Here is an 18,821-nt window from a genome sequence, read left to right on the forward strand (position 1 = left end):
AGGTTGTTTCAAAATGAAGCGAAGCGGTCCTGGCTAGGCGTGCGGCCGCAGACAGTACAAGTGGTACGGCAAGGCCGCGCAACGACGCCAGGATCTTTTTGAAACGACCTCCTAGTGGCCGGCGCTCTGGCCGCCGTCGACATGCAGGATTTCGCCCGTCACGAACGGCGCGCTATCGAGATACAGCACTGCATCGACGATATCGCGCATCTCGCCCATATGGCCCAGCGGATGCATTGCGCCCAGTGCTGCGTGGGTTTCCTGTGGGTGCATCGGCGACTTGATAATGCCCGGCGATACGGCGTTGGCGCGAATGCCGGTCTTGGCGTATTCGATGGCCAGCGACTTGGTCGCGGCGTTCAGGCCACCCTTCGTCAGCGAGGCCAGCACCGACGGCACGTTGCTGTTTGCGTGGTCTACCAGGCTGGTCGTGATGCTGACCACGTGGCCGCTACGGTTCTTTTCCATCTCGGCGATGGCCAGCTGGGTGATATGGAAGAAGCCCGTCAGGTTGATGCCCGTTACGGTGGCGTAGTCCTCGGCGGTATAGCTGGTGAAGGGCTTGGCGACGAAGACGCCGGCGTTGTTGACCAGCGTGTCGATGCGGCCGAACTTCGCCACGGCTTCGGCGATGACGCGGCGTGCCGTGTCCGGATCCGCGATGTCGCCGGCGACCGTCAGGATGTCCTTGTCGTCGGACGGCTTGATGCTGCGCGCAGTGGCCACGACGCGATAGTTGCGCTCGCGGAATCCCTTGACCAGTTCAGCGCCAATGCCTTGCGATGCGCCCGTGATGACGACGACTTTCTGTGCTGCACTCATGTTGAGCCTCGATGTAGGTGGATCTGGATTTGTTGCGATCGGGCCGGCGGCTCCGATGGGTTCCAATCTAGGCGATCCGCTTTGGCATTCGAAGGCATCGCTCGCACAAACAGTTGTGCGCGGCAAGTACAAATCCCGTCGGACATCACTCTGGGAGGCAGCGGACGTCGACTTTCGGTCACTTTTGCAACCGGAAGTCCTTGATTTTCGTCAGCGAGGCCCGGTGATCGCGCTTCTTGCACATGGAGGTCGTGCAAGAACCCGCCGATCAGCGTGCCTTGATGCCGACCACGGTCGCTACCCCGTCCACCTTGTCGAACGTTGCATCCACCTTGTCGCCTTGCCTGACTTTGGCAAGGCTTGTCTTGTCCTTGACGGGGAACGTCATGGTCATGGCGCCCATGCCAAGGTTATCGATGGGGCCGTGCCTGAGGGTGACGCGTCCACTGGCCTCATCCACCTTCATCACTTCAGCCTGCACGGGCTTTGGCGCGGACATCGCCGCGCCCGGCTTCATGTTCATGTCCGCCATGTCACCGGCGGCATAGGCGGGTAGCGCGGGTAGTGCAAACGCGGCGCTCGCGGTGGCCAGGCAAATCAGGGTACGTTTCATCAAATTTGCTCCGAGAAACCCCGCCATGCAGGGCGGGGAGTGAAAAAGGGGCGCTGCCGCCAAGCGGCATTCCCACGCTAAAATGAGCGGCATGATACTTGTCTACCGCTACCGGGTGAAGTCGCTCAACGGCCTGCTCAACAAGCAGAGCCGAACGGTGAACTACGTCTGGAACTTCTGCAATGACACGCAGAAGCACGCGGTCAAATGGGGTAAGAAGTGGCCGAGCGGGTTCGATCTGAACGTGCTGACCGCTGGCAGCAGCAAGGAACTCGGCATCCATTCCGGCACGGTCAATGCGACGTGCGAGCAATTCGCGAAGTCGCGCAGCCAGCATCGTCGTCCTTATCTGCGATACCGCGGCAGGAAGTGCCTTGGATGGGTGCCCCTGAAGGGCCGCGATCTGAAACGAGAGGGCGAAGCGTTTCGCTTTGCCGGGAATACCTTCCGCGTGTTCAACACCCGTCTGTTGCCCGAAGGCAAGATCAAGGACGGCACAAATTTTTCGCAGGATTCGCGCGGGAACTGGTTTCTCAACATCGTAATAGAGGTTGCCAATGTGCCGGCACGCCCGATTCAAGCTGGCGTCGGCATTGACCTTGGATTGAAAGACTTCGCAACGCTTTCGACTGGCGAGAAACTTCCCAATGACCGGTTTGGCCGGCATGCCGCCGAAAGACTGGCGAAGGCGCAGCGTGCACGAAAGCACAAGCGGCATATCGCCAAGATGCATGCCAAGGTGGCGAACGCCCGTGCCGACTTCCAGCACAAGCTCGCGCTCGATCTCGTCAGACGCTTCGATTACATCGCAGTCGGCAACGTGTCGGCTTTGAAACTCGCCAAAACCAAGATGGCAAAGAGCGTCTACGACGCATCCTGGTCGTCCTTCCGGGACAAGCTCCGCTACAAAGCGATTGCGCACGGGGCCACGTTTGAGGAAGTAAACGAAAGCGGTTCTACCCAGTCCTGTTCGGCGTGCGGTTCGAAAGACAGCACGACGCGGCCGAAAGGTATCGCAGGACTGCGAATAAGAGAGTGGACCTGTAGTAGCTGTGGTGTCGTGCATGACCGTGATACCAATGCCGCGCTGAACATTCTCCGATGCGGACGTGCATCGCCAGGTGTGGGAATCCCCTGCCTTTAGGCCGGGGGGGACGTCAACGGGAGGTCCTTTCTTCAAGAGGTTGAGGCATGGCCTGCGTCGCCGATCGACGACGCAGGAGCAGGAAAGCCGCGGGAACAACAAACAGCGAGAGGAGCGGGGCCGTCACCATGCCGCCTACCATGGGCGCGGCGATGCGTTGCATGACTTCGGAGCCCGTGCCGCCCGCCCACATGATCGGCAGCAGGCCGGCCAGGATGACGGCCACCGTCATGGCTTTGGGGCGCACGCGCAGGACGGCGCCGTCCTGGATCGCTTCCAGCAGGGCGGGTTGGTCGACATGTCCGCGTTCGATCTTCCTGAGCCACGATTGCTTCAGGTAGAGCAGCATGATGACGCCAAATTCCGCCGCGACGCCCGCCAGTGCGATGAATCCGACGACGCTCGCCACCGACAGGTTGTGCCCGAGCAGATACAGCAGCCAGAATCCGCCGACCAGCGACAGCGGCAAGGTGGCCATGATGAGCAGCGCTTCGTCGAATCGGCCGAACGTCAGGTACAGCAGCAGGAAGATGATGAGCAAGGTGAACGGCACCACCACCTTGAGCTTCTGCGTCGCGCGCTCCAGGTACTCGAATTGCCCGGACCAGCTGACCGAGTAGCCAGCGGGCAGCGCCACCGTGCTGGCCACGGCCGCTTGCATCTCCGTGACCGCCGCGCGCAGATCGCGTCCCCGGATGTCGACATAGACCCAGCCCGACAACCTGGCGTTCTCGCTGCGCAGCATGGGCGGGCCATCCGTGATCCGGATACGCGCGACGTCCGACAACAGTATCTGCTGGCCCCGGTCGGTCACGACGGGCAGCCTGCGCAGCTCCTCGACCGAATCCCGATAGTCGCGCGGATAGCGGGCGTTGATCGGATAGCGTGCCAGCCCATCCACCACTTCTCCCACGGTCTCGCCACCGATGGCTGATGCGACGATGCTCTGCACGTCGGCGATGTTGAGCCCATAGCGGCCCGCGGCCACACGGTCGATGTCCACGTCGATGTAGCGCCCGCCGGTCAGACGCTCGGCCAGGGCGGAGGTCACACCGGGCACGCCTTTGACCGCTTGCTCGATCTGGCCGGCAATCCTGTCGATCTCCTTCAGGTCGGTGCCGGCCACCTTGATGCCGACGGGGCTTTTGATGCCGGTGGCCAGCATGTCGATTCGGTTTCGAATGGGCGGCACCCAGATATTGGAGAGGCCGGGCACGGTGACGGTCTTGTCGAGTTCTTCCACCAGCTTGTCGGGTGTCATGCCGGCGCGCCACTGGTCGCGCGGCTTGAACTGGATGGTGGTCTCGAACATTTCCATCGGCGCCGGGTCCGTGGCCGAGTCGGCCCGACCGGCCTTGCCAAACACGGTCGCGACCTCCGGCACGGTCCTGATAAGCCGGTCGGTCTGCTGGAGCAGCTGCGCCGCCTTGCCTGCCGAAAGCCCCGGCAAGGCGGATGGCATATAGAGCAGGTCGCCCTCGTCGAGCGGCGGCATGAATTCGCCCCCCACCCGCAGGATCGGCCACGCGGTGGCGGCCAGCAGCAAGGCGGCGATGACGAGGGTCGCCTTCGGGTGACGAAGCACGCGCGCGAGCAGCGGCTGATACAGGCGAATGAGCGCGCGGTTCAACGGATTGGACTGCTCCGACGGAATCCTGCCGCGAATCAGGTAGCCCATCAGGACCGGGATCAAGGTCACCGAAAGGCCGGCCGCCGCGGCCATCGAGTACGTCTTGGTGAAGGCGAGCGGCGAGAACAGGCGGCCTTCCTGTGCCTCCAGCGTGAAGACGGGAATGAACGACAGGGTGATGATGAGCAGCGAGAAGAAGAGCGCGGGTCCGACCTCGGCGGCGGCGTCGCCAATCACGCGCCACTGCGCCTCGCCGCGCAGGGGATGCCCCGGATTCTCGGCTCGCCAGTGCTCGATGTGCTTGTGGGCGTTTTCGATCATCACGACGGCGGCGTCGACCATCGCCCCAATGGCGATGGCGATACCACCGAGTGACATGATGTTCGCGTTCACACCCTGGTAGCGCATCACCAGGAAGGCCGCGAGCACGCCGAGCGGCAGGGAAATGATCGCGACCAGCGCCGATCGCAGGTGGAACAGGAAGATCAGGCACACCAGCGCGACTACCGCGAACTCTTCCAGCAGCTTGTGCGAGAGGTTCTCGACGGCACGGTTGATGAGGCTGGAACGGTCGTAGGTCGGCACGATCTCCACGCCGGGCGGCAGGCTCTTCTTCAGGGACGCGAGCCTGGCCTTGACGGCGTCGATGGTCTCCAGGGCGTTCTTGCCGGACCGCATGACAATCACGCCGCCGGCGACCTCGCCCTGGCCATCCAGTTCGGCGATGCCACGCCGCATCTCCGGCCCGAGCTGAATCGTTGCGACATCGCCGAGGCGCACCGGGACGCCAGCGTTGCTGACATTGAGCGGAATCTGGCGGAAATCCTCCAGGGACTTGAGATAGCCGGACGCCCGCACGACGTACTCGGCTTCGCCCAGTTCCAGCACCGAGCCACCGGTCTCCTGGTTGGCACCCTTCAGCGCATCGAGCACCCTGGCCTGCGAGAGGCCGTAGGCGCGCAGCTTCTCCGGCATGAGCACGATCTGGTACTGCTTCACCATGCCGCCGATGGAAGCCACCTCCGAGACGTTGGGCAGCGATTTCAGCTCGAATCGCAGGAACCAGTCCTGCAGGGCGCGCAACTGGGCGAGGTCGTGCTGGCCGGTCTTGTCGACGAGCGCGTACTCGTAGATCCAGCCCACGCCGGTGGCATCCGGCCCCAGCGCCGGCTTGGCGGCGGCCGGCAGGCGGGACTGCACCTGATTCAGGTATTCGAGAACGCGGGACCGCGCCCAGTACAGGTCCGTGCCGTCCTCGAACAGCACGTAGACAAAGGAGTCCCCAAAGAACGAGTATCCCCGGACTGTCTTCGCGCCGGGCACCGACAGCATCGTCGTCGTGAGCGGATAGGTGACCTGGTTTTCCACGATCTGCGGGGCCTGGCCCGGGTACGTGGTGCGGATGATGACCTGAACGTCGGAAAGATCCGGCAATGCATCGAGCGGCGTATGGCGCGCGGCCCAGATGCCCCAGGCCGTCAGCATCACCGTCGCCAGCAACACCAGGAACCGGTTCCGGATCGACCAGCGGATGAGGTTGGCGATCATGGCTTGCCTCCCGCGTTGCCGGCTACCGGCTGGACCGAAGACAAGACCGGCTCCCCGTCGTTGTTCAGATGAAAGTGGAAGCGAATCTGCTGGCCGTCCTTCAGGCCGCGCGGCAATCCCGATGGCGGCGCCTTGAAGTCCATCGTCATGGCGCCCCACTGGAGGCTCGGGATCGCACCATGCGAGATGGTCAGGCTCTCCGCGCCGACGGCCTCGATACGCCCGAGCGCTTCATGCTCCGGTGCCGCAGCGGCGGCGGGAGCAGAAGCGGAAGCGGGAGTGGAAGCCGGCGCGGAGGCGCTCTCCAGGCGACGCGTTGTGCCGCGCAGGCTGGCTTCGGAGTCGACCAGGAATTGTCCTGAGGTCACGACGCGCTGGCCGGCTTTCAGTCCCTCGGTCACTTCCGTCTGGCCTGCGGCCTCCGCGCCGGTCTTCACTTCGACCGGACTGAAGCCGCCGTCGCCAGTCTCGACCATGGCGATGGTCCGGGCGCCCGTGCGAATGAGCGCTTCGGTGGGCACCAGGAGCTTGTCCGCACCGGCCGGCGCGCTGAACCGGACGCTCACGAACATGCCCGGCAGCAATTGGCGATCCTTGTTCTGCAACGCAATGCGAACTTTGAGCGTGCGCGTGCCCGGGCTGACGTCGGGCAGGACGGCATCCACCTTGCCCGTCAGCGTCTGCCCGGCAAGACCTGCGGCGATGGCGGTGACCTGTTGGCCCGGTTTTATGGCGGCGGACTGGCTCTCTGGCACTTCGGCGAGGACCCACACCGTGGAAAGGTCCGCGATGCGGAAGAGCGTCATGCCCGGCGCGACGGTCATGCCATCACGCGCGCCGACTTCGGTGACCACGCCGTCGACCGAAGCCGAAATGGTGAGGCGTGGCTGCAGCTTGCCGGTGGTCTCGACAAGCCGGATCTGGCTCTCGGTCATGCCGACTTGCCGCATGCGGGCGCTGGCGGCGCTGCGAAGATCGCCGAGCGGCCCGCTGTTGACCCGCGCGACGGCCAGGTATTCCTCCTGCGCCGCCACCCACTCGGGCGAATAGATCACCACCAGTGCCTGCCCCCGTTTGACCGGGTCCAGCGTGGTCCGGGCGTAGGCGTGCTCGACGTACCCCGAGGTGCGGGCCTGGATCACTTCGATGCCGCGCTCGTTGATGGCGACATTGCCGGGAACCTCAAGCACGGCATCCAGCCGGCCCGGTTTGACCTCGACCGTCCGGATGCCCAGGTTCTGGGTAACGCGGCTGTCGATGGTGACCGCCGCCGCCGTGCCGCCGGCGTCTTCATAGACGGGCACCAGTTGCATGTCCATGAATGGAGACTTGCCCGGCTTGTCGAAGCGCTGGCCCGGCACCATCGGGTCGTGCCAGTAGAGGACGCGTTTGCCGGTGTTCGGGTCGCTGCCGCCGGCCTTGGCCGAGTCGCCCGTCATCGCGGGCACCGGGGATGACGCGGACTTCGCGCCCTGTGTGACACCAAGGCGATAGGTGCCATACAGCGCGCCCCCTGCGACGGCGAGTGCCACCGCGATGGAAATGGCTTGTCGTTTCATTTCGATTCCTTTGCGGTGGACTCGGTTTGCGCGGTCGGAAGGGGGACGAGGAAGGAGACGTCGGCCCACAGCTTTGCCGTCTTGCCTTCGAGGGCGAGCCGTTCCAGTGCGGTGTCGATGGCGCGGTGATTGGCCTCCGCGACCGCCAGCAGCGGCCCGGTGTTGGCGCGGTACGCGGTCAACGCCGCGTCTGCCTGCGCATTGGCGAGCGGCAGGATTTTTTCGTCATAGCGCTTGAGCCGCTCGAGATTCCGCTGCAGTTCGGCAAGCCTGGCCTCAAGCATCGCCCGGGTACTGCGCGCGACGACTTCGGACTTCGCGCGGGCATCGTGAGCCTGCGCGACCCTGGCGGCGACTTCGCGATCCTGCCGGTTTGCCTGATCCCAGGGGACGGGAAAGCTGACGTTGATGGAAGCCATGTTCGAGTAAGCGGAGCCGCGCTGGCTGTACATCAGCTCGACGCTCACGTCCGGCTTCTTGCCTTCGGTGGCGGCGCGAATCTCCGCTTCCGCCAGGGCGATTTCGCGTTGGGTGGCTGCCATCTCCGGCACGGCGTCGAGGTTGGTCTGGGCAAGCTGCCGGACGCGCTCGGGCACGGTCAGGGTTGGCTGCCCGGCGAGCGGGCGCTTTGCCGCCTGGCCGACCCAGCGCTCGAGATTTGCGCTGGTGGCACCGATCACGGCCTGGTTTTCGTCGATCCGGTCCTGCAGCTTCTGGATTTCCATTTCGGCCGCCAGCACATCCGAACGGGTGCCGCGCCCGCTCCGATAGGCCGCCGTCGCGGCCTGGAGTCCCAGTTCCAGCGGGTGGCCGTGGTGGCCGAGGAGCACGCCGGTCTGTTCCGCGTACCAGCGGTCGAGCCACGCATTGACCACGCCGCGCTGGACATTGGCCAGGCTGACCGCGCGCTGCGCCTCGGCGGTGGCCGCTTCGGCTTCAAACCGCGCCGCACGGGCCCGGCGTTTGTCCGATCGGGTGAATTCCTGAAGCACGCTGACGGAGCGCATGGTCATGAAGTCCCGGCTCAAGGAGAACTGGTCCGGCCCGTTGGTCGGAACATTGTTCAGCCCGAGCTTGAGCACGGGGTCCGGCAGCTGGCCGGCCGCCACGGCCATCTGGACGGCGGCTTCGACGGCGCCGTGCGAGGCCTCGGCATCGGCGGCACGCGTCGTGGCGAGTCCGAGGGCTTCTTCAATCGAAAGCGGGGGTGCCGACTGGGCGTTCGCCATGGGCGGCGCGGCCATGGCAAGCAAAGGCGCGCAGAGGAGCGCCTGCATCAAGCAACGAGGGGAAAGCATAAAGCCTCCAAAAGCAACGACAGCCGTCCCGGTCTAGCGGGGCGGCACCTGAATCGCGTTGCTCTGGAGGCTAAGTTCGATAACAGCAGTGGAGGATGGAGAGCGGCGGTGGCGGGGCGCGCGGCATCGCGTCGCCATACACCAGTGCGAAATGGTCGGCGGTTGGCGCGGGCGTCAACTCGACCACGCTCAGCAGGACTGGCAGGAAAACCGGAATTTGCGGTGACGCGTGGTCGACCGTCTTGGCGCCGAGCTGGCAATGTTCGAGGCACAGGCCGTCATGGACACCGGTGGTATCCCCGGCGTGCTGTGCGTGCTGTGCGTGCTGGGCCGGCTGTGCCCGCTGTGACATTTCCGGGCAGGACTCCGTCATCCCCGCCATGTCGCCGGTCTGGTCCAGCGCATACCGGCTACCCATGCAGGCGTAAGCCGCCGCTGCCAGCTGGACTGTCAGGAACGCGAGGACGAGGAAGCCGGCAAGCCATAGCCGACGAAGAGGCGGGTGCACGTGAGCGGTCGGAAAGTTGGCGAATATGGTATCAGCGTTTCGCCACCGTCGGCGCGGGCACGCTGCGACCACTTGTCGCACTTCGGGCGTCCCGTGCATCCCGTGCGTGCCGGCAGCCTGCCGGCGCGCTTCGCGACCCGTCCCCGCGCGAAAGGTCGGGCGAGGGGCTGGCTTGACCGGTCAGCGCGCCCCGCTCAGGTTGCCATGCGATGCAATGCGCACAGCTTGTTGCCGTCCGGGTCGCGCATATAGGCGAGATACAGCTTGCCTGCCGGCGTTTGCCGTACACCGGGAGGATCTTCGACGGAAACACCGCCGTTGGCGATGCCGGCGGCATGCCAGGCCTCGACGTGCTCGACCGATTGACATTGAAAGCCAACCGTCCCGCCGTTGGCAGGGGTGGCTGCCTGCCCGTTGACGGGCGGCGTCACGATAAAGATCGAGGTATCGGAGACATAGACATAGTCTCCCTTTGCCCGAAGGACACCCTCGCCGTAACCGATCGCGCCGAGCACGGCGTCATAGAACGTCTTGGCTTGCTTCAGGTCGTTGGTGCCGACCGCGACATGACTGAACATTGCGTCTCCTTGGAATTGCTCCACCGAAAAGTGGAGTGCCGAACCGGGGCCCCCGACGGAAAGGATTGCGTGGAAGGGCCAGGGGCGAAGAGCGCATTTAAGGTCCGCCATGTATCTGGCGTGTTGGGCGGGCACGCGGGCTTTGTCAGCGGTTGTATCGATCCCCCGGCGCGATACGGCTTCGTACAAAGGGGTCTCAAACGGGTCTCCAGGGGGTCCCAAACGGGTCGCGCGCGGAACCGGCCATGTATCGCACTGTATCGACGGAGCCGGCCGATACAAAGCCATGCAATGTCGGCCCTGCCCAAAACATATGCGACACACGGGCGCCATGAAATCTCCCCTGTCGGATAGCAGCCCAGACAACGTCGATATGGCCGGGCATCCGTGTTTCATGTGTGTGCGCGCGAAGCCGCAAGGCGGTCGCGCGCCACGATCGATCCCTTTGACTGATTCACCAAGATCCTTAAGGAGCCACCATGGCGAAGAACTTGAATGTTGTGTACTCGGGCAATGTCCATACGACTGGCGGCCGCGATGGCGCGTCGCGTAGCGACGACGGTCGACTGGACGTCAAGCTGTCGAAGTTTGGCGGCGCGGGAGAGGGCACCAATCCCGAGCAGCTGTTCGGGGCCGCATGGTCGGCCTGCTTTATCGGCGCGCTCGGCCGCGCGGCGGTCAATCAAGGCGTTGCCTTGCCGAGCGACGCTGCCGTCGATGCCAAGATCGACCTGGGCACGGAAGACGGGGCCTTTTACCTTCAGGCACGCCTCAATGTCTCGCTGCCGGGTCTGGATCGCGGCACCGCGCAGTCGCTGGCCGATGCGGCGCACCAGATCTGCCCGTACTCGAAGGCGACGCGAGGCAATATCGACGTCCTGATTCAGGTCATCTAAAGGCGTTCGAGGGCAGCGGCTTCACGCTGCCCGCCCGTCTTGCACAGGATACGGAAGCCATGAAACGCCTGATTATCATCATGGGCATGCTGGTGGCGGGCATCGCCGGCGAACTGCGTGCCACCACCGTTTGCCGCTGGGTGCCATCCGCCGAAAGTGGTGCCGCACGACAGCGCCTACGCTCCCGGGCGGATGGCTGACGCCTGTCTCCCCGCCGATTTCCAGCGGACGCTGCCCTGATCGTTCCCCCCGGAAATTGGACTAGAGTTCTTAGGGAAGTGGGGAACGATCCACCGGTCCGTTCAAACCTGGATTCGCACAGACTGGCTCGCACAAGGCTGGGTGGCGGTGGCTGCCTGCCATGTACCGTCAGGGCCACCGTCGCGCAACATTGGGGGCATCATGAACGAGGACACAGCTGTCACCGTGACCGTGCAGGACAACGGCCCCTACCGCATCAAAGGTCCGATCAGGATCCTGACCCCGGCAGGCGACTCCATCGATTTCGAGGGCGATCAGGTCTGGTTGTGCCGATGCGGCCATTCCGAAAAAAAGCCCTTCTGCGATGGCTCGCACAAGCGAGTCGGCTTCTCCGCCACATCGCCGCCGAAGCCCTGAATCCTGCTTGTGTACTTCCGGCGCCGCGTTGTGGCGCGCCATCGTGGCGCCCGACACGCGTGCTGCATCGGCAGCGCGTGTCGGGACGTCGGCGTCAGTCGACCTGCGCGTTCGACTGTTTGACGACGGCGGTCCACTTCTGCAACTCGCCGTTCACGAATGCCGGCAACTGCGCCGTCTCCAGCGTGGTGGCCTCCAGCCCCTGTGCCGCCAGTTGTTTCTGGACGGCCGGGTCCTGCATCACCGCCTGCATGGTCTGGACCAGACGGGTCCGCACCTGGGCATCGAGTCCGGCGGGGCCAGCCAGCATGAACCAGGCTGTCAGGTCAAAGCCCGGATAGCCCGATTCCGCCACCGTCGGCACGTCCGGCGCCGCCACGGAGCGGCGCTGGCTGCTGGCCGCCAGCGCGCGCAGCTTGTGGCCCTTGAGATACGGCAACACGGCCACCGGGTGATAGAACATGAAGTCCACCTGTCCGCCCAGCACCGCCGTCAATGCCTGGCCACCTTCCTTGAACGGCACGTGCGTCATGGAGACGCCGGCCATTGACTTGAGCAATTCTCCTGCCAGATGGCCCGATGTGCCGCTGCCCGCCGAGCCGAAGGACAGCTTGTCCGGATGCGCCCTGGCGTAGGCGACCAGATCGGCCAGCGTCTTGTATGGCGCGTCGTCGCGCACCACCAGCAGCGTCGGCGTATAGCCCGGGATGCCGATGTACGAGAAGTCCTTGGCCGGGTCATACGGCAGCTTGCGATAGAGCGCCTTGTTGATGGCGAGCGTGCCCACGGTGCCCATCGTCAGCGTGTAGCCATCGCCCTTGGACTTGGCCACATAGTCGGTGCCGATGGCGCCGCCCGCGCCCGCCTTGTTTTCCACCACGATCGGCTGGCCGAGTTTCCTGGCCATGGCTTCCCCGATGATGCGCGCGGTGATGTCCGTGGACGTGCCGCCGCCAAACGGCACCACCAGCCGTACTGGCCTCGCGGGATAGTCTTCGGCCCGGGCAGGGCCGGCGGTGAGGGCGAGTGTGGCGAATGCAGCCGTCGCGGCCATCGCGACCGTCAATGCTTTTTTCATGTCTCCTCCTTTGCGGATGTTCAGGAACCGGTCTGTGCCGGACTTCCCGCTTGCGCCAGTGCGGCGCGGACTTCTTCTCGAACCTCTTCGTTATGCTCGCCGAGCAATGGCGGCGCCATCACGTCCAGCGCGCGTTGCCCGTCGAACGATACCGGGCTGCGTACCGTCCTGAATTCCCCGAGCGTGGGATGCCGCCCCGTGACCAGCAGTTGCAGGTGTCTGGCCTGCGGGTCTTCCAGCGCCTCGCTCGTGTCGTACATGGGCGCGTGCGGCACGTCCTCGGCTTCCAGGCGTTCACACCACTGCGCCCGGGAGCGTTGGCGGAACAGGCCGCCGAGCAGGTCGATCAGCGCCTCCTGGTTGCCGATGCGCGCCTCGCGCGTGGCAAAGCGCGGGTCCTTGAACAGGTCCGGACGGTCGATCGCGTTGGCCAGTCCCTGCCAGAACTTCTCGGGCGACGACATGTGCAAGGCGATCCATTTGCCATCGGCGCACTCCAGTACATACGACTGCGAAACACTGGGGCGACTGTAGGGCCCCATGACTTCGCCGGCGGAATAGTAATGCGTAAAGGCGTCGAGGTTGAAATGGCTCATCGCCTCCAGCATCGACACCTCCACCTTGCGGCCCACGCCGGTGCGATGGCGCTCATGCAGGGCGCCAAGGATGCCGTACGCGGCGTAGAAGCCCGTCATCGCATCGGCGATGGCCGGCCCCACCACGCGTGGATTGGCGGGGTTGATCAGCAGGTTCAGGAAGCCGCTGGCCGCCTGCGCCACCGTGTCGTAGCTCGGTCGCGAGGCCGCCGGCCCCGTCGCGCCAAAGCCGCTGATGGCGCAATAGATCAGGCGCGGATTCAGCTCGCGCAGCCGGGCCTCTCCCGCGCCCAGCCGCTCCGCCGCACCGGGGCGGAAGTTCTGGATATAGACGTCGGCCTCGCGCACCAGGTCCTCGAAGACCTGCAGGTCATCCGGATGCTTGGTGTTGAGCGTGATGCTGCGCTTGTTGCGGTTGTAGGTCTGGAAGTGCGGACTGTAGAGACCGCCCTGGAACGCGCGGAACGGGTCGCCGGTCTCGGGCTGCTCGATCTTGATGACGTCGGCGCCGAGGTCGCCGAGCAACATGCCGGCCGCGGGGCCGGTAATAAAGGTGCCTTGTTCCAGGACCTTCACGCCTTGCAGGACTTTGATCATCGAAGGCTCCGGCAGGTCAGGCTTGCGGGTCGAAACCCGCGGGGGTCTCGCCGGTGTAAACCAGGTCGCGCGTGGCCTGATAGGACAGCGCAAAGCCGATCGAATGGCGCAACTCTTCGCTCAGGTGAGCGATCAGGCCACCGGTGCGCGCCAGGATCGGCACGCCCTTGAGTGCGTTGAGCGGGAAGCCGACGCCCAGCAGCACCGCCGGAATCGCCGCCGAGACATTGAGGCTGAGCGGCTTGCCAACGATGGCGGGGATGACGGCCTCCACGGCCTCGGCGATGTCGATGTAGGTGGTGTCGGCGCCGGCCTCGCGTGCCACGTTGAACAGCGCCGCCACGCGCGGATCGCGGGCCTTGTGCAGCGGATGGCCGTAGCCGGGGATCGCCCGCCTTGCCTCGCGCCATGCGGAGACCACCGCGCGGGCCGCCTGATCGATGGATTCACCGCCCGCCATGCGTTCCCGGACTTCCGTCAGCAGGACCCCGGCGGTCTCGGAGGCGCCCAGGATGACCGAGCCGCAACCGAGGATGCCGGCCGCCACCGCGCCTTGCAGCGCATCGGGCGCGGCGGCCAGCGTCATGCGGCTGGCCTGGACGCTCGGCACCAGCCCGTGTTCGGCAATGGCGACGAGGGTGGCGTCCACCACCTTGACCGCGGCGGCGTTGGGCCGCTGGCCCGTGACCAGGAAGTAGAAGTACTCGGTAAAGCTGAGCTTGCCGATCAGGTCCTGGCACAGGTCCGTGCCACGAACCACGATGGTTTCCGTGTTGGATGTGCTGATGGCGGTCTGTGGAATGGTTTCCTTGCCGATTTTCATGATGGCGGGTGTCTCCGTGGGTGTGGCGTGTAGCACTAGTCAATGGGCACGGGCATCACAGATGAAAATGATTAATTTCACTTCAAATGATCGATGCCATCTATGTAAGATGCGGCATTCCCGAACCCTGCTGGCGACAACCCCCATGGAACTCCGACATCTGCGCTACTTCGAGGCGCTGGCCGAGACGCTCAGTTTCACGCGCGCAGCGGAGCGCGTGCATGTGACGCAATCGACGCTATCGCACCAGATCCGGCAGCTGGAAGAAGAGATCGGCCAGCCGCTGTTCGACCGCATCGGCAAGCGCGTTGCCATCACGGAAGCCGGCGAGACCCTGTTGCTCCATATCGGCCCTGCGCTACGGCAGGTGGACCGCGCCATCCACGCCGTGCGCGACGAAAAGGAGCCATTGGTGGGGGAGGTGCGCGTCGGCGCCACGCACAGCTTCAATATCCGGCTGATTCCGCAGTGCGTGTCGTCATTCCTGGCCCGTTACCCCTCCGTGCGCGTGATCGTGGAAGAGTTGAGTGCGGCCGATATCACGGCGCGCATCGCGGCGGGCAAGCTGGACCTGGGCGTGTCATACCGTCCGGCTCAGGCCGAGGCGCTGTTCTTCGAGCCGCTCTATAACGAAGAGTTGAAGCTGGTCGTGAGCGACCGTCATCCGATGGCCAGCCGGAAGCGTGCGCGGATGGTGGAGTTGCACGGCATGCGCATGGTGCTGCTCCCCACCTACTTTGCCACGCGCCAGTTGCTGGACGAGTGCTTTCGGGCGGCCGGGGCGGAGCCACAGGTCATTGCCGAGCTGAATTCCATCGCGCCGATGCTGGAACTGGTGCGGCAGACCGATATCGCCGCCGTGATCGGTGCCAGCGCGGAGTCGAGCGACGAGGGGCTGCGCTTCATTCCGCTCGAAAGCCCCACGCCGCAGCGCACGCCGGGCCTGCTGTGGAAGCGCGGCGCACCGCGTGCCGACCCGGTGCGGTTCTTCGCCACCACGGTCCGGCGCGTGGTGGACCGGCTGGAGCAAAAAGGCTGAGGGCGGCGCCCCCCGACCGGGCGTCTCCGGCCACGTGTGTATCGCAATGTATCTGGCGGGGATGGCTCCACGCTGGGGTACATTTCCGGCACATGGCGACACATAGGCGGTATACCGGCGGTGTCTGATCGAGTCCAAGCCAAGCCTTCGTGAAAGGACACCGATCATGACCCTGCTGATACTCGCCTACCTGGGCGGTGTACTGACCATCCTGAGTCCGTGCATCCTCCCCGTCCTGCCTTTTGTGCTCAGCCGGACCGGGCAGCCATTCCTGCGGGGCAAGCTGCCGATGCTGGCGGGTATGGCGCTGACCTTTGCCGCCGTGGCCACGCTGGCGTCGGCAGGAGGCGCCTGGGCGGTGCGCGCCAATATCTATGGCCGCTACGCCGCACTGGTGCTGCTGGCGGTGTTCGGGCTCTCGCTGTTCCTGCCGAAGGTTGCAGAGATCCTGACCCGGCCTGTGGTGGCGCTCGGCAACCGGGTTGCCGGCAACGGCGCCAACGCGCCGGCTTCGGTATGGAGTTCGCTGCTGCTCGGCATCGCCACCGGCCTGCTCTGGGCGCCGTGCGCGGGTCCGATCCTTGGTCTCGTACTGACGGGTGCGGCGCTGAACGGCGCGAGTGTCTCGGCGTCGCTGTCGCTGGCGGCCTATGCAGCCGGTGCGGCCACGTCGCTGGCCGCCGCGCTCGGCATCGGTGGTCGCGTTCTTGCCGCGATGAAGCGGTCGATGGGCGCGGGCGAATGGCTGCGCCGTGGCCTCGGCGTCGGCGTGCTGGGCGGCGTGGCTGCCATCGCCCTGGGCGTCGATACCGGCCTGCTGGCACGTGTATCGGCCAGCGGACCGGCGCGCATCGAGCAGGCGCTGGTCGATGTGCTGCATAAGGACAAGGACCGGGCCCAGGACCGGCCCGCGCTGGGTGCATCGGCGGACATCAAGACGGACGTCAATGCCGGTGGCATGCTGCTGGCGGCCAACGACACCAGCGTGGGATTCCCCCTCCGCCTGCCGGTGGAAGGCCGGCTGCCCGCGCTTGATGGCGCGGTGCAATGGATCAACTCCGCGCCGCTGACGCGCGAGCAGCTCAATGGCAAGGTCACGCTGGTCTACTTCTGGACCTATTCCTGCATCAACTGCATCCGGACCTTGCCCTACCTGCGCGCCTGGGCGGACAAGTACAAGGATCAGGGCCTGACGGTGGTCGGCGTGCACACGCCGGAGTTCGCCTTCGAAAAGAATCCGGACAATGTGCGCCGCGCGATTGCGGACTTCCGCATCAACTTCCCGGTCGCCGTGGACAGCAACTTTCGCATCTGGCGGGCCTTCGACAACAGCTACTGGCCGGCCGCCTATTTCGTGGACGCGCGCGGCAATATTCGCCACCACCAGTTCGGCGAAGGCGATTACGAAAAGTCCGAGCGCGTGATCCAGGCGCTGCTGGCGGAAGCGGGCCGTCCGTCGGCCGCGCGCGATGCCGTTGCCCTCAATCCAGAGGGCGCGCAGGCCGCACCGGATCTGCGCAACGTCCGCTCCGGTGAAACCTATGTCGGCTATGGGCAGGCGTCGAACTTCGCCTCGCCGGGCGGCATCCGGCGAGATGCGCCCAATACGTACAGCGTGGGCAAGCTTCGTCTCAACCAGTGGGGACTGACGGGTGACTGGACCGTCGGCGCGGAGGCGGCAATGCTCAATCGTGCCGATGGGAGCATCACTTATCGCTTCCACGCACGAGACCTGCACCTTGTGCTGGGTCCGGATGCCTCAGGCCGCGCGGTCCGCTTCGTGGTCACGGTCGACGGCAAGGCGCCGGGCGCCAGTCACGGTGCGGATACGGATGCCGCAGGCAATGGTGCGGTCACGCAGACGCGGCTCTACCAGCTGGTGCGCCAGGCCGGCGAGGTCGGCGAGCACACGTTCGAGATTCGTTTCCTCGATCCTGGCGCCCAGGCCTACGCCTTCACATTCGGGTAACGGGCGGTATCCGTGCGATACGGGAGGTGAACGTGGGGAGATAAACGCGGGAAGATGAAACCGGGTAAGCGAAACGGGGGGCTGAATCAGCCCCCCGTTTCGCTTTCTTGCTCACTCAGCTGATCGCTGCGCCCTCGCGGCTCACTCGCTCAGTTCGACGCAGACCTCGATCTCGACGCAAGCGCCCAGCGGAAGCTGCGCCACGCCGAATGCGGAGCGCGCGTGCTTGCCGGCATCGCCAAACACGTCGGCGAAGAGCTCCGACGCGCCGTTGGTGACCAGATGGTGATCGGTGAAGTCCGCCGTGGAATTCACCAGGCTCACGACTTTCACGATCCGCGCGACGCGATTCAGATCGCCGGTATGCGCGTGAAGGGTCGACAGCAGGTCGATGGCGACGGCGCGCGCCGCGGCACGACCTTCGTCGGTGGACATCGATTCGCCGAGCTTGCCCTGCCATACGGTGCCGTTCTTTTTGGCGATATGGCCGGACAGGAAAACGAGATTCCCGCTTTGCGCGCTCATCACGTATGCGGCGGCGGGCGCGGATGCGGGTGACAAGGCGATATCGAGCGCCTTCAGCCTTTCATGGATGTTGGATTGCGTCATGGTGTATCGGATGGAACGGCCTGGGCCGGGGGGGCGGAACGCCGCCGGCGCCAGAAGGCGCCGGGGAAGGGTTGCGGAGGGTTTGAAGCGGTGGGAATCAGGCTGGCAGCGGTTCGCGGCCAAACGCGTCGAGCTCGCGGGCAAGACTCAGTGCCGCCAGTTCGACCAGGGCGCGGCCCTTTTCCGGCGTGGCCAGACCCGGGTCCGAGCCGATGCGGCCATCCGGATAGCGGGCGCGGAAGTCGAGCGCGTCGCGGATCGGGCCGGTAGGCGCGATGCGGGGCGCGTAGTCGGCGGACTTGATGGCGTCAGGAAACGCCCACTGCGTGATGGCGATTTCCGAGGGCGTGGCGTGGGAGCCGTGGCCGGTCGGGAACTGGTCGCGCGCCAGTTCGCCCACGCCTTCCAGATCCCACCAGTTGCTGAGCTTCAGGGCAAAGCCTGCCGGGCGCCCGGCGAAGCTGGCGCTGGCGTAGATTTCCGAAAACGCTGCCTCGATGGAGGCAACGTTGCCGCCGTGGCCGTTGAGGAACAGGATCTTCTCGAAACCGTGCCTCACCAGCGAGTTCGTCCAGTCGGTGATCGCGGCGATAAACGTGGAGGGGCGCAGCGAGATGGTGCCGGCAAAGCCAAGATGATGCTGGGCCATGCCGATGTTGAACGTCGGCCCCACCAGGATGTCGGCGGTCTTCTCCGCCTCACATGCAATGATTTGCGGACAGAGCCAGTCGGTGCCGAGCAGGCCAGTCGGCCCGTGCTGCTCGTTGGAGCCGATCGGAATCACGATGGTGCGGCTGCGCTTCAGGAAGCCTTCGATTTCGGCCCACGTGGACAGGTGCAATTGCATGGGGTACTCCTTCTTTTGCGAGAGTCAGGAAAGCGTCGTCGCGTGCCGG

The 18,821-nt window shown here is 65.2% G+C and carries 17 protein-coding genes; 6 read left to right on the forward strand and 11 right to left on the reverse strand.

Annotation, left to right across the window (positions count from 1 at the left end):
* Positions 1 to 111: 111 nt before the first annotated feature.
* Together BLR29_RS13900 and BLR29_RS13905 are read right to left on the reverse strand one after the other, a co-directional pair.
* Positions 112 to 822 carry an SDR family NAD(P)-dependent oxidoreductase gene (locus tag BLR29_RS13900; RefSeq protein WP_092137585.1) on the reverse strand — a complete coding sequence of 237 codons (711 nt, stop codon included), beginning with the start codon at positions 820 to 822 and terminating at the stop codon, positions 112 to 114.
* A gap of 268 nt (positions 823 to 1,090) precedes the next feature.
* Entirely contained in the window at positions 1,091 to 1,435 is a 345-nt protein-coding gene (locus tag BLR29_RS13905; RefSeq protein ID WP_092137586.1) for a copper-binding protein, read from the reverse strand.
* A gap of 91 nt (positions 1,436 to 1,526) precedes the next feature.
* Here BLR29_RS13905 and BLR29_RS13910 point away from each other — a divergent pair, with 91 nt between their 5' ends.
* Positions 1,527 to 2,579 carry an RNA-guided endonuclease InsQ/TnpB family protein gene (locus tag BLR29_RS13910; RefSeq protein WP_092137587.1) on the forward strand — a complete coding sequence of 351 codons (1,053 nt, stop codon included), beginning with the start codon at positions 1,527 to 1,529 and terminating at the stop codon, positions 2,577 to 2,579.
* A gap of 13 nt (positions 2,580 to 2,592) precedes the next feature.
* On the opposite strand, the gene BLR29_RS13915 is transcribed toward BLR29_RS13910, so the two are convergent.
* From BLR29_RS13915 to BLR29_RS13935, 4 genes are all read right to left on the reverse strand, one after another.
* Entirely contained in the window at positions 2,593 to 5,757 is a 3,165-nt protein-coding gene (locus BLR29_RS13915; protein WP_092137588.1) for an efflux RND transporter permease subunit, read from the reverse strand.
* Complete coding sequence (locus BLR29_RS13920; protein ID WP_092137589.1) at positions 5,754 to 7,316, reverse strand: efflux RND transporter periplasmic adaptor subunit; 1,563 nt, start codon at positions 7,314 to 7,316, stop codon at positions 5,754 to 5,756. Before BLR29_RS13920 ends, BLR29_RS13915 begins: the two co-directional genes overlap by 4 nt.
* The gene (locus BLR29_RS13925) at positions 7,313 to 8,614 is read right to left on the reverse strand and encodes a TolC family protein (RefSeq protein WP_092137590.1); all 1,302 of its coding nucleotides are present in this window, start codon (positions 8,612 to 8,614) and stop codon (positions 7,313 to 7,315) included. The genes BLR29_RS13920 and BLR29_RS13925 overlap by 4 nt, the downstream gene beginning before the upstream one ends.
* A 702-nt stretch (positions 8,615 to 9,316) precedes the next feature.
* A complete protein-coding gene (locus BLR29_RS13935) occupies positions 9,317 to 9,700 on the reverse strand; it encodes a VOC family protein (protein WP_092137592.1) in 384 nt (127 codons plus the stop codon).
* Between the two features lie 479 nt (positions 9,701 to 10,179).
* Here BLR29_RS13935 and BLR29_RS13940 point away from each other — a divergent pair, with 479 nt between their 5' ends.
* From BLR29_RS13940 to BLR29_RS13945, 3 genes are all read left to right on the forward strand, one after another.
* Positions 10,180 to 10,596 (forward strand): organic hydroperoxide resistance protein, encoded by a 417-nt coding sequence (locus BLR29_RS13940; RefSeq protein WP_092137593.1) that lies wholly within the window; start codon positions 10,180 to 10,182, stop codon positions 10,594 to 10,596.
* Between the two features lie 59 nt (positions 10,597 to 10,655).
* Positions 10,656 to 10,796 carry a hypothetical protein gene (locus BLR29_RS32440; protein ID WP_176860949.1) on the forward strand — a complete coding sequence of 47 codons (141 nt, stop codon included), beginning with the start codon at positions 10,656 to 10,658 and terminating at the stop codon, positions 10,794 to 10,796.
* Between the two features lie 202 nt (positions 10,797 to 10,998).
* Positions 10,999 to 11,214, forward strand: coding sequence for a CDGSH iron-sulfur domain-containing protein (locus tag BLR29_RS13945; RefSeq protein ID WP_092137594.1), 216 nt, complete (start codon positions 10,999 to 11,001; stop codon positions 11,212 to 11,214).
* A 94-nt stretch (positions 11,215 to 11,308) separates the two neighbouring features.
* Here BLR29_RS13945 and BLR29_RS13950 read toward each other — a convergent pair whose 3' ends face one another.
* The 3 genes from BLR29_RS13950 to BLR29_RS13960 are packed head-to-tail and all read right to left on the reverse strand — an operon-like array spanning position 11,309 to position 14,308.
* Positions 11,309 to 12,292, reverse strand: a complete 984-nt coding sequence (locus BLR29_RS13950) for a Bug family tripartite tricarboxylate transporter substrate binding protein (protein ID WP_092137595.1) — start codon at positions 12,290 to 12,292, stop codon at positions 11,309 to 11,311.
* 20 nt (positions 12,293 to 12,312) lie between these two features.
* On the reverse strand, positions 12,313 to 13,485 hold the full coding sequence (locus tag BLR29_RS13955) for a CaiB/BaiF CoA transferase family protein (protein ID WP_092137596.1): 1,173 nt from the start codon (positions 13,483 to 13,485) through the stop codon (positions 12,313 to 12,315).
* Positions 13,486 to 13,501: 16 nt separating this feature from the next.
* Complete coding sequence (locus BLR29_RS13960; protein ID WP_092137597.1) at positions 13,502 to 14,308, reverse strand: citryl-CoA lyase; 807 nt, start codon at positions 14,306 to 14,308, stop codon at positions 13,502 to 13,504.
* Between the two features lie 145 nt (positions 14,309 to 14,453).
* Here BLR29_RS13960 and BLR29_RS13965 point away from each other — a divergent pair, with 145 nt between their 5' ends.
* Together BLR29_RS13965 and BLR29_RS13970 are read left to right on the forward strand one after the other, a co-directional pair.
* Complete coding sequence (locus BLR29_RS13965; RefSeq protein ID WP_092137598.1) at positions 14,454 to 15,347, forward strand: LysR substrate-binding domain-containing protein; 894 nt, start codon at positions 14,454 to 14,456, stop codon at positions 15,345 to 15,347.
* A 166-nt stretch (positions 15,348 to 15,513) separates the two neighbouring features.
* Entirely contained in the window at positions 15,514 to 17,316 is a 1,803-nt protein-coding gene (locus BLR29_RS13970; RefSeq protein WP_092137599.1) for a cytochrome c biogenesis protein DipZ, read from the forward strand.
* A 141-nt stretch (positions 17,317 to 17,457) separates the two neighbouring features.
* Here BLR29_RS13970 and BLR29_RS13975 read toward each other — a convergent pair whose 3' ends face one another.
* Positions 17,458 to 17,925, reverse strand: a complete 468-nt coding sequence (locus tag BLR29_RS13975) for a RidA family protein (protein ID WP_092137600.1) — start codon at positions 17,923 to 17,925, stop codon at positions 17,458 to 17,460.
* Between the two features lie 97 nt (positions 17,926 to 18,022).
* Positions 18,023 to 18,772, reverse strand: coding sequence for a creatininase family protein (locus tag BLR29_RS13980; protein WP_092137601.1), 750 nt, complete (start codon positions 18,770 to 18,772; stop codon positions 18,023 to 18,025).
* Positions 18,773 to 18,821 lie beyond the last annotated feature (49 nt).

The sequence above is a fragment of the Cupriavidus sp. YR651 genome (assembly GCF_900101625.1).
Classification (GTDB): Bacteria; Pseudomonadota; Gammaproteobacteria; order Burkholderiales; family Burkholderiaceae; genus Cupriavidus.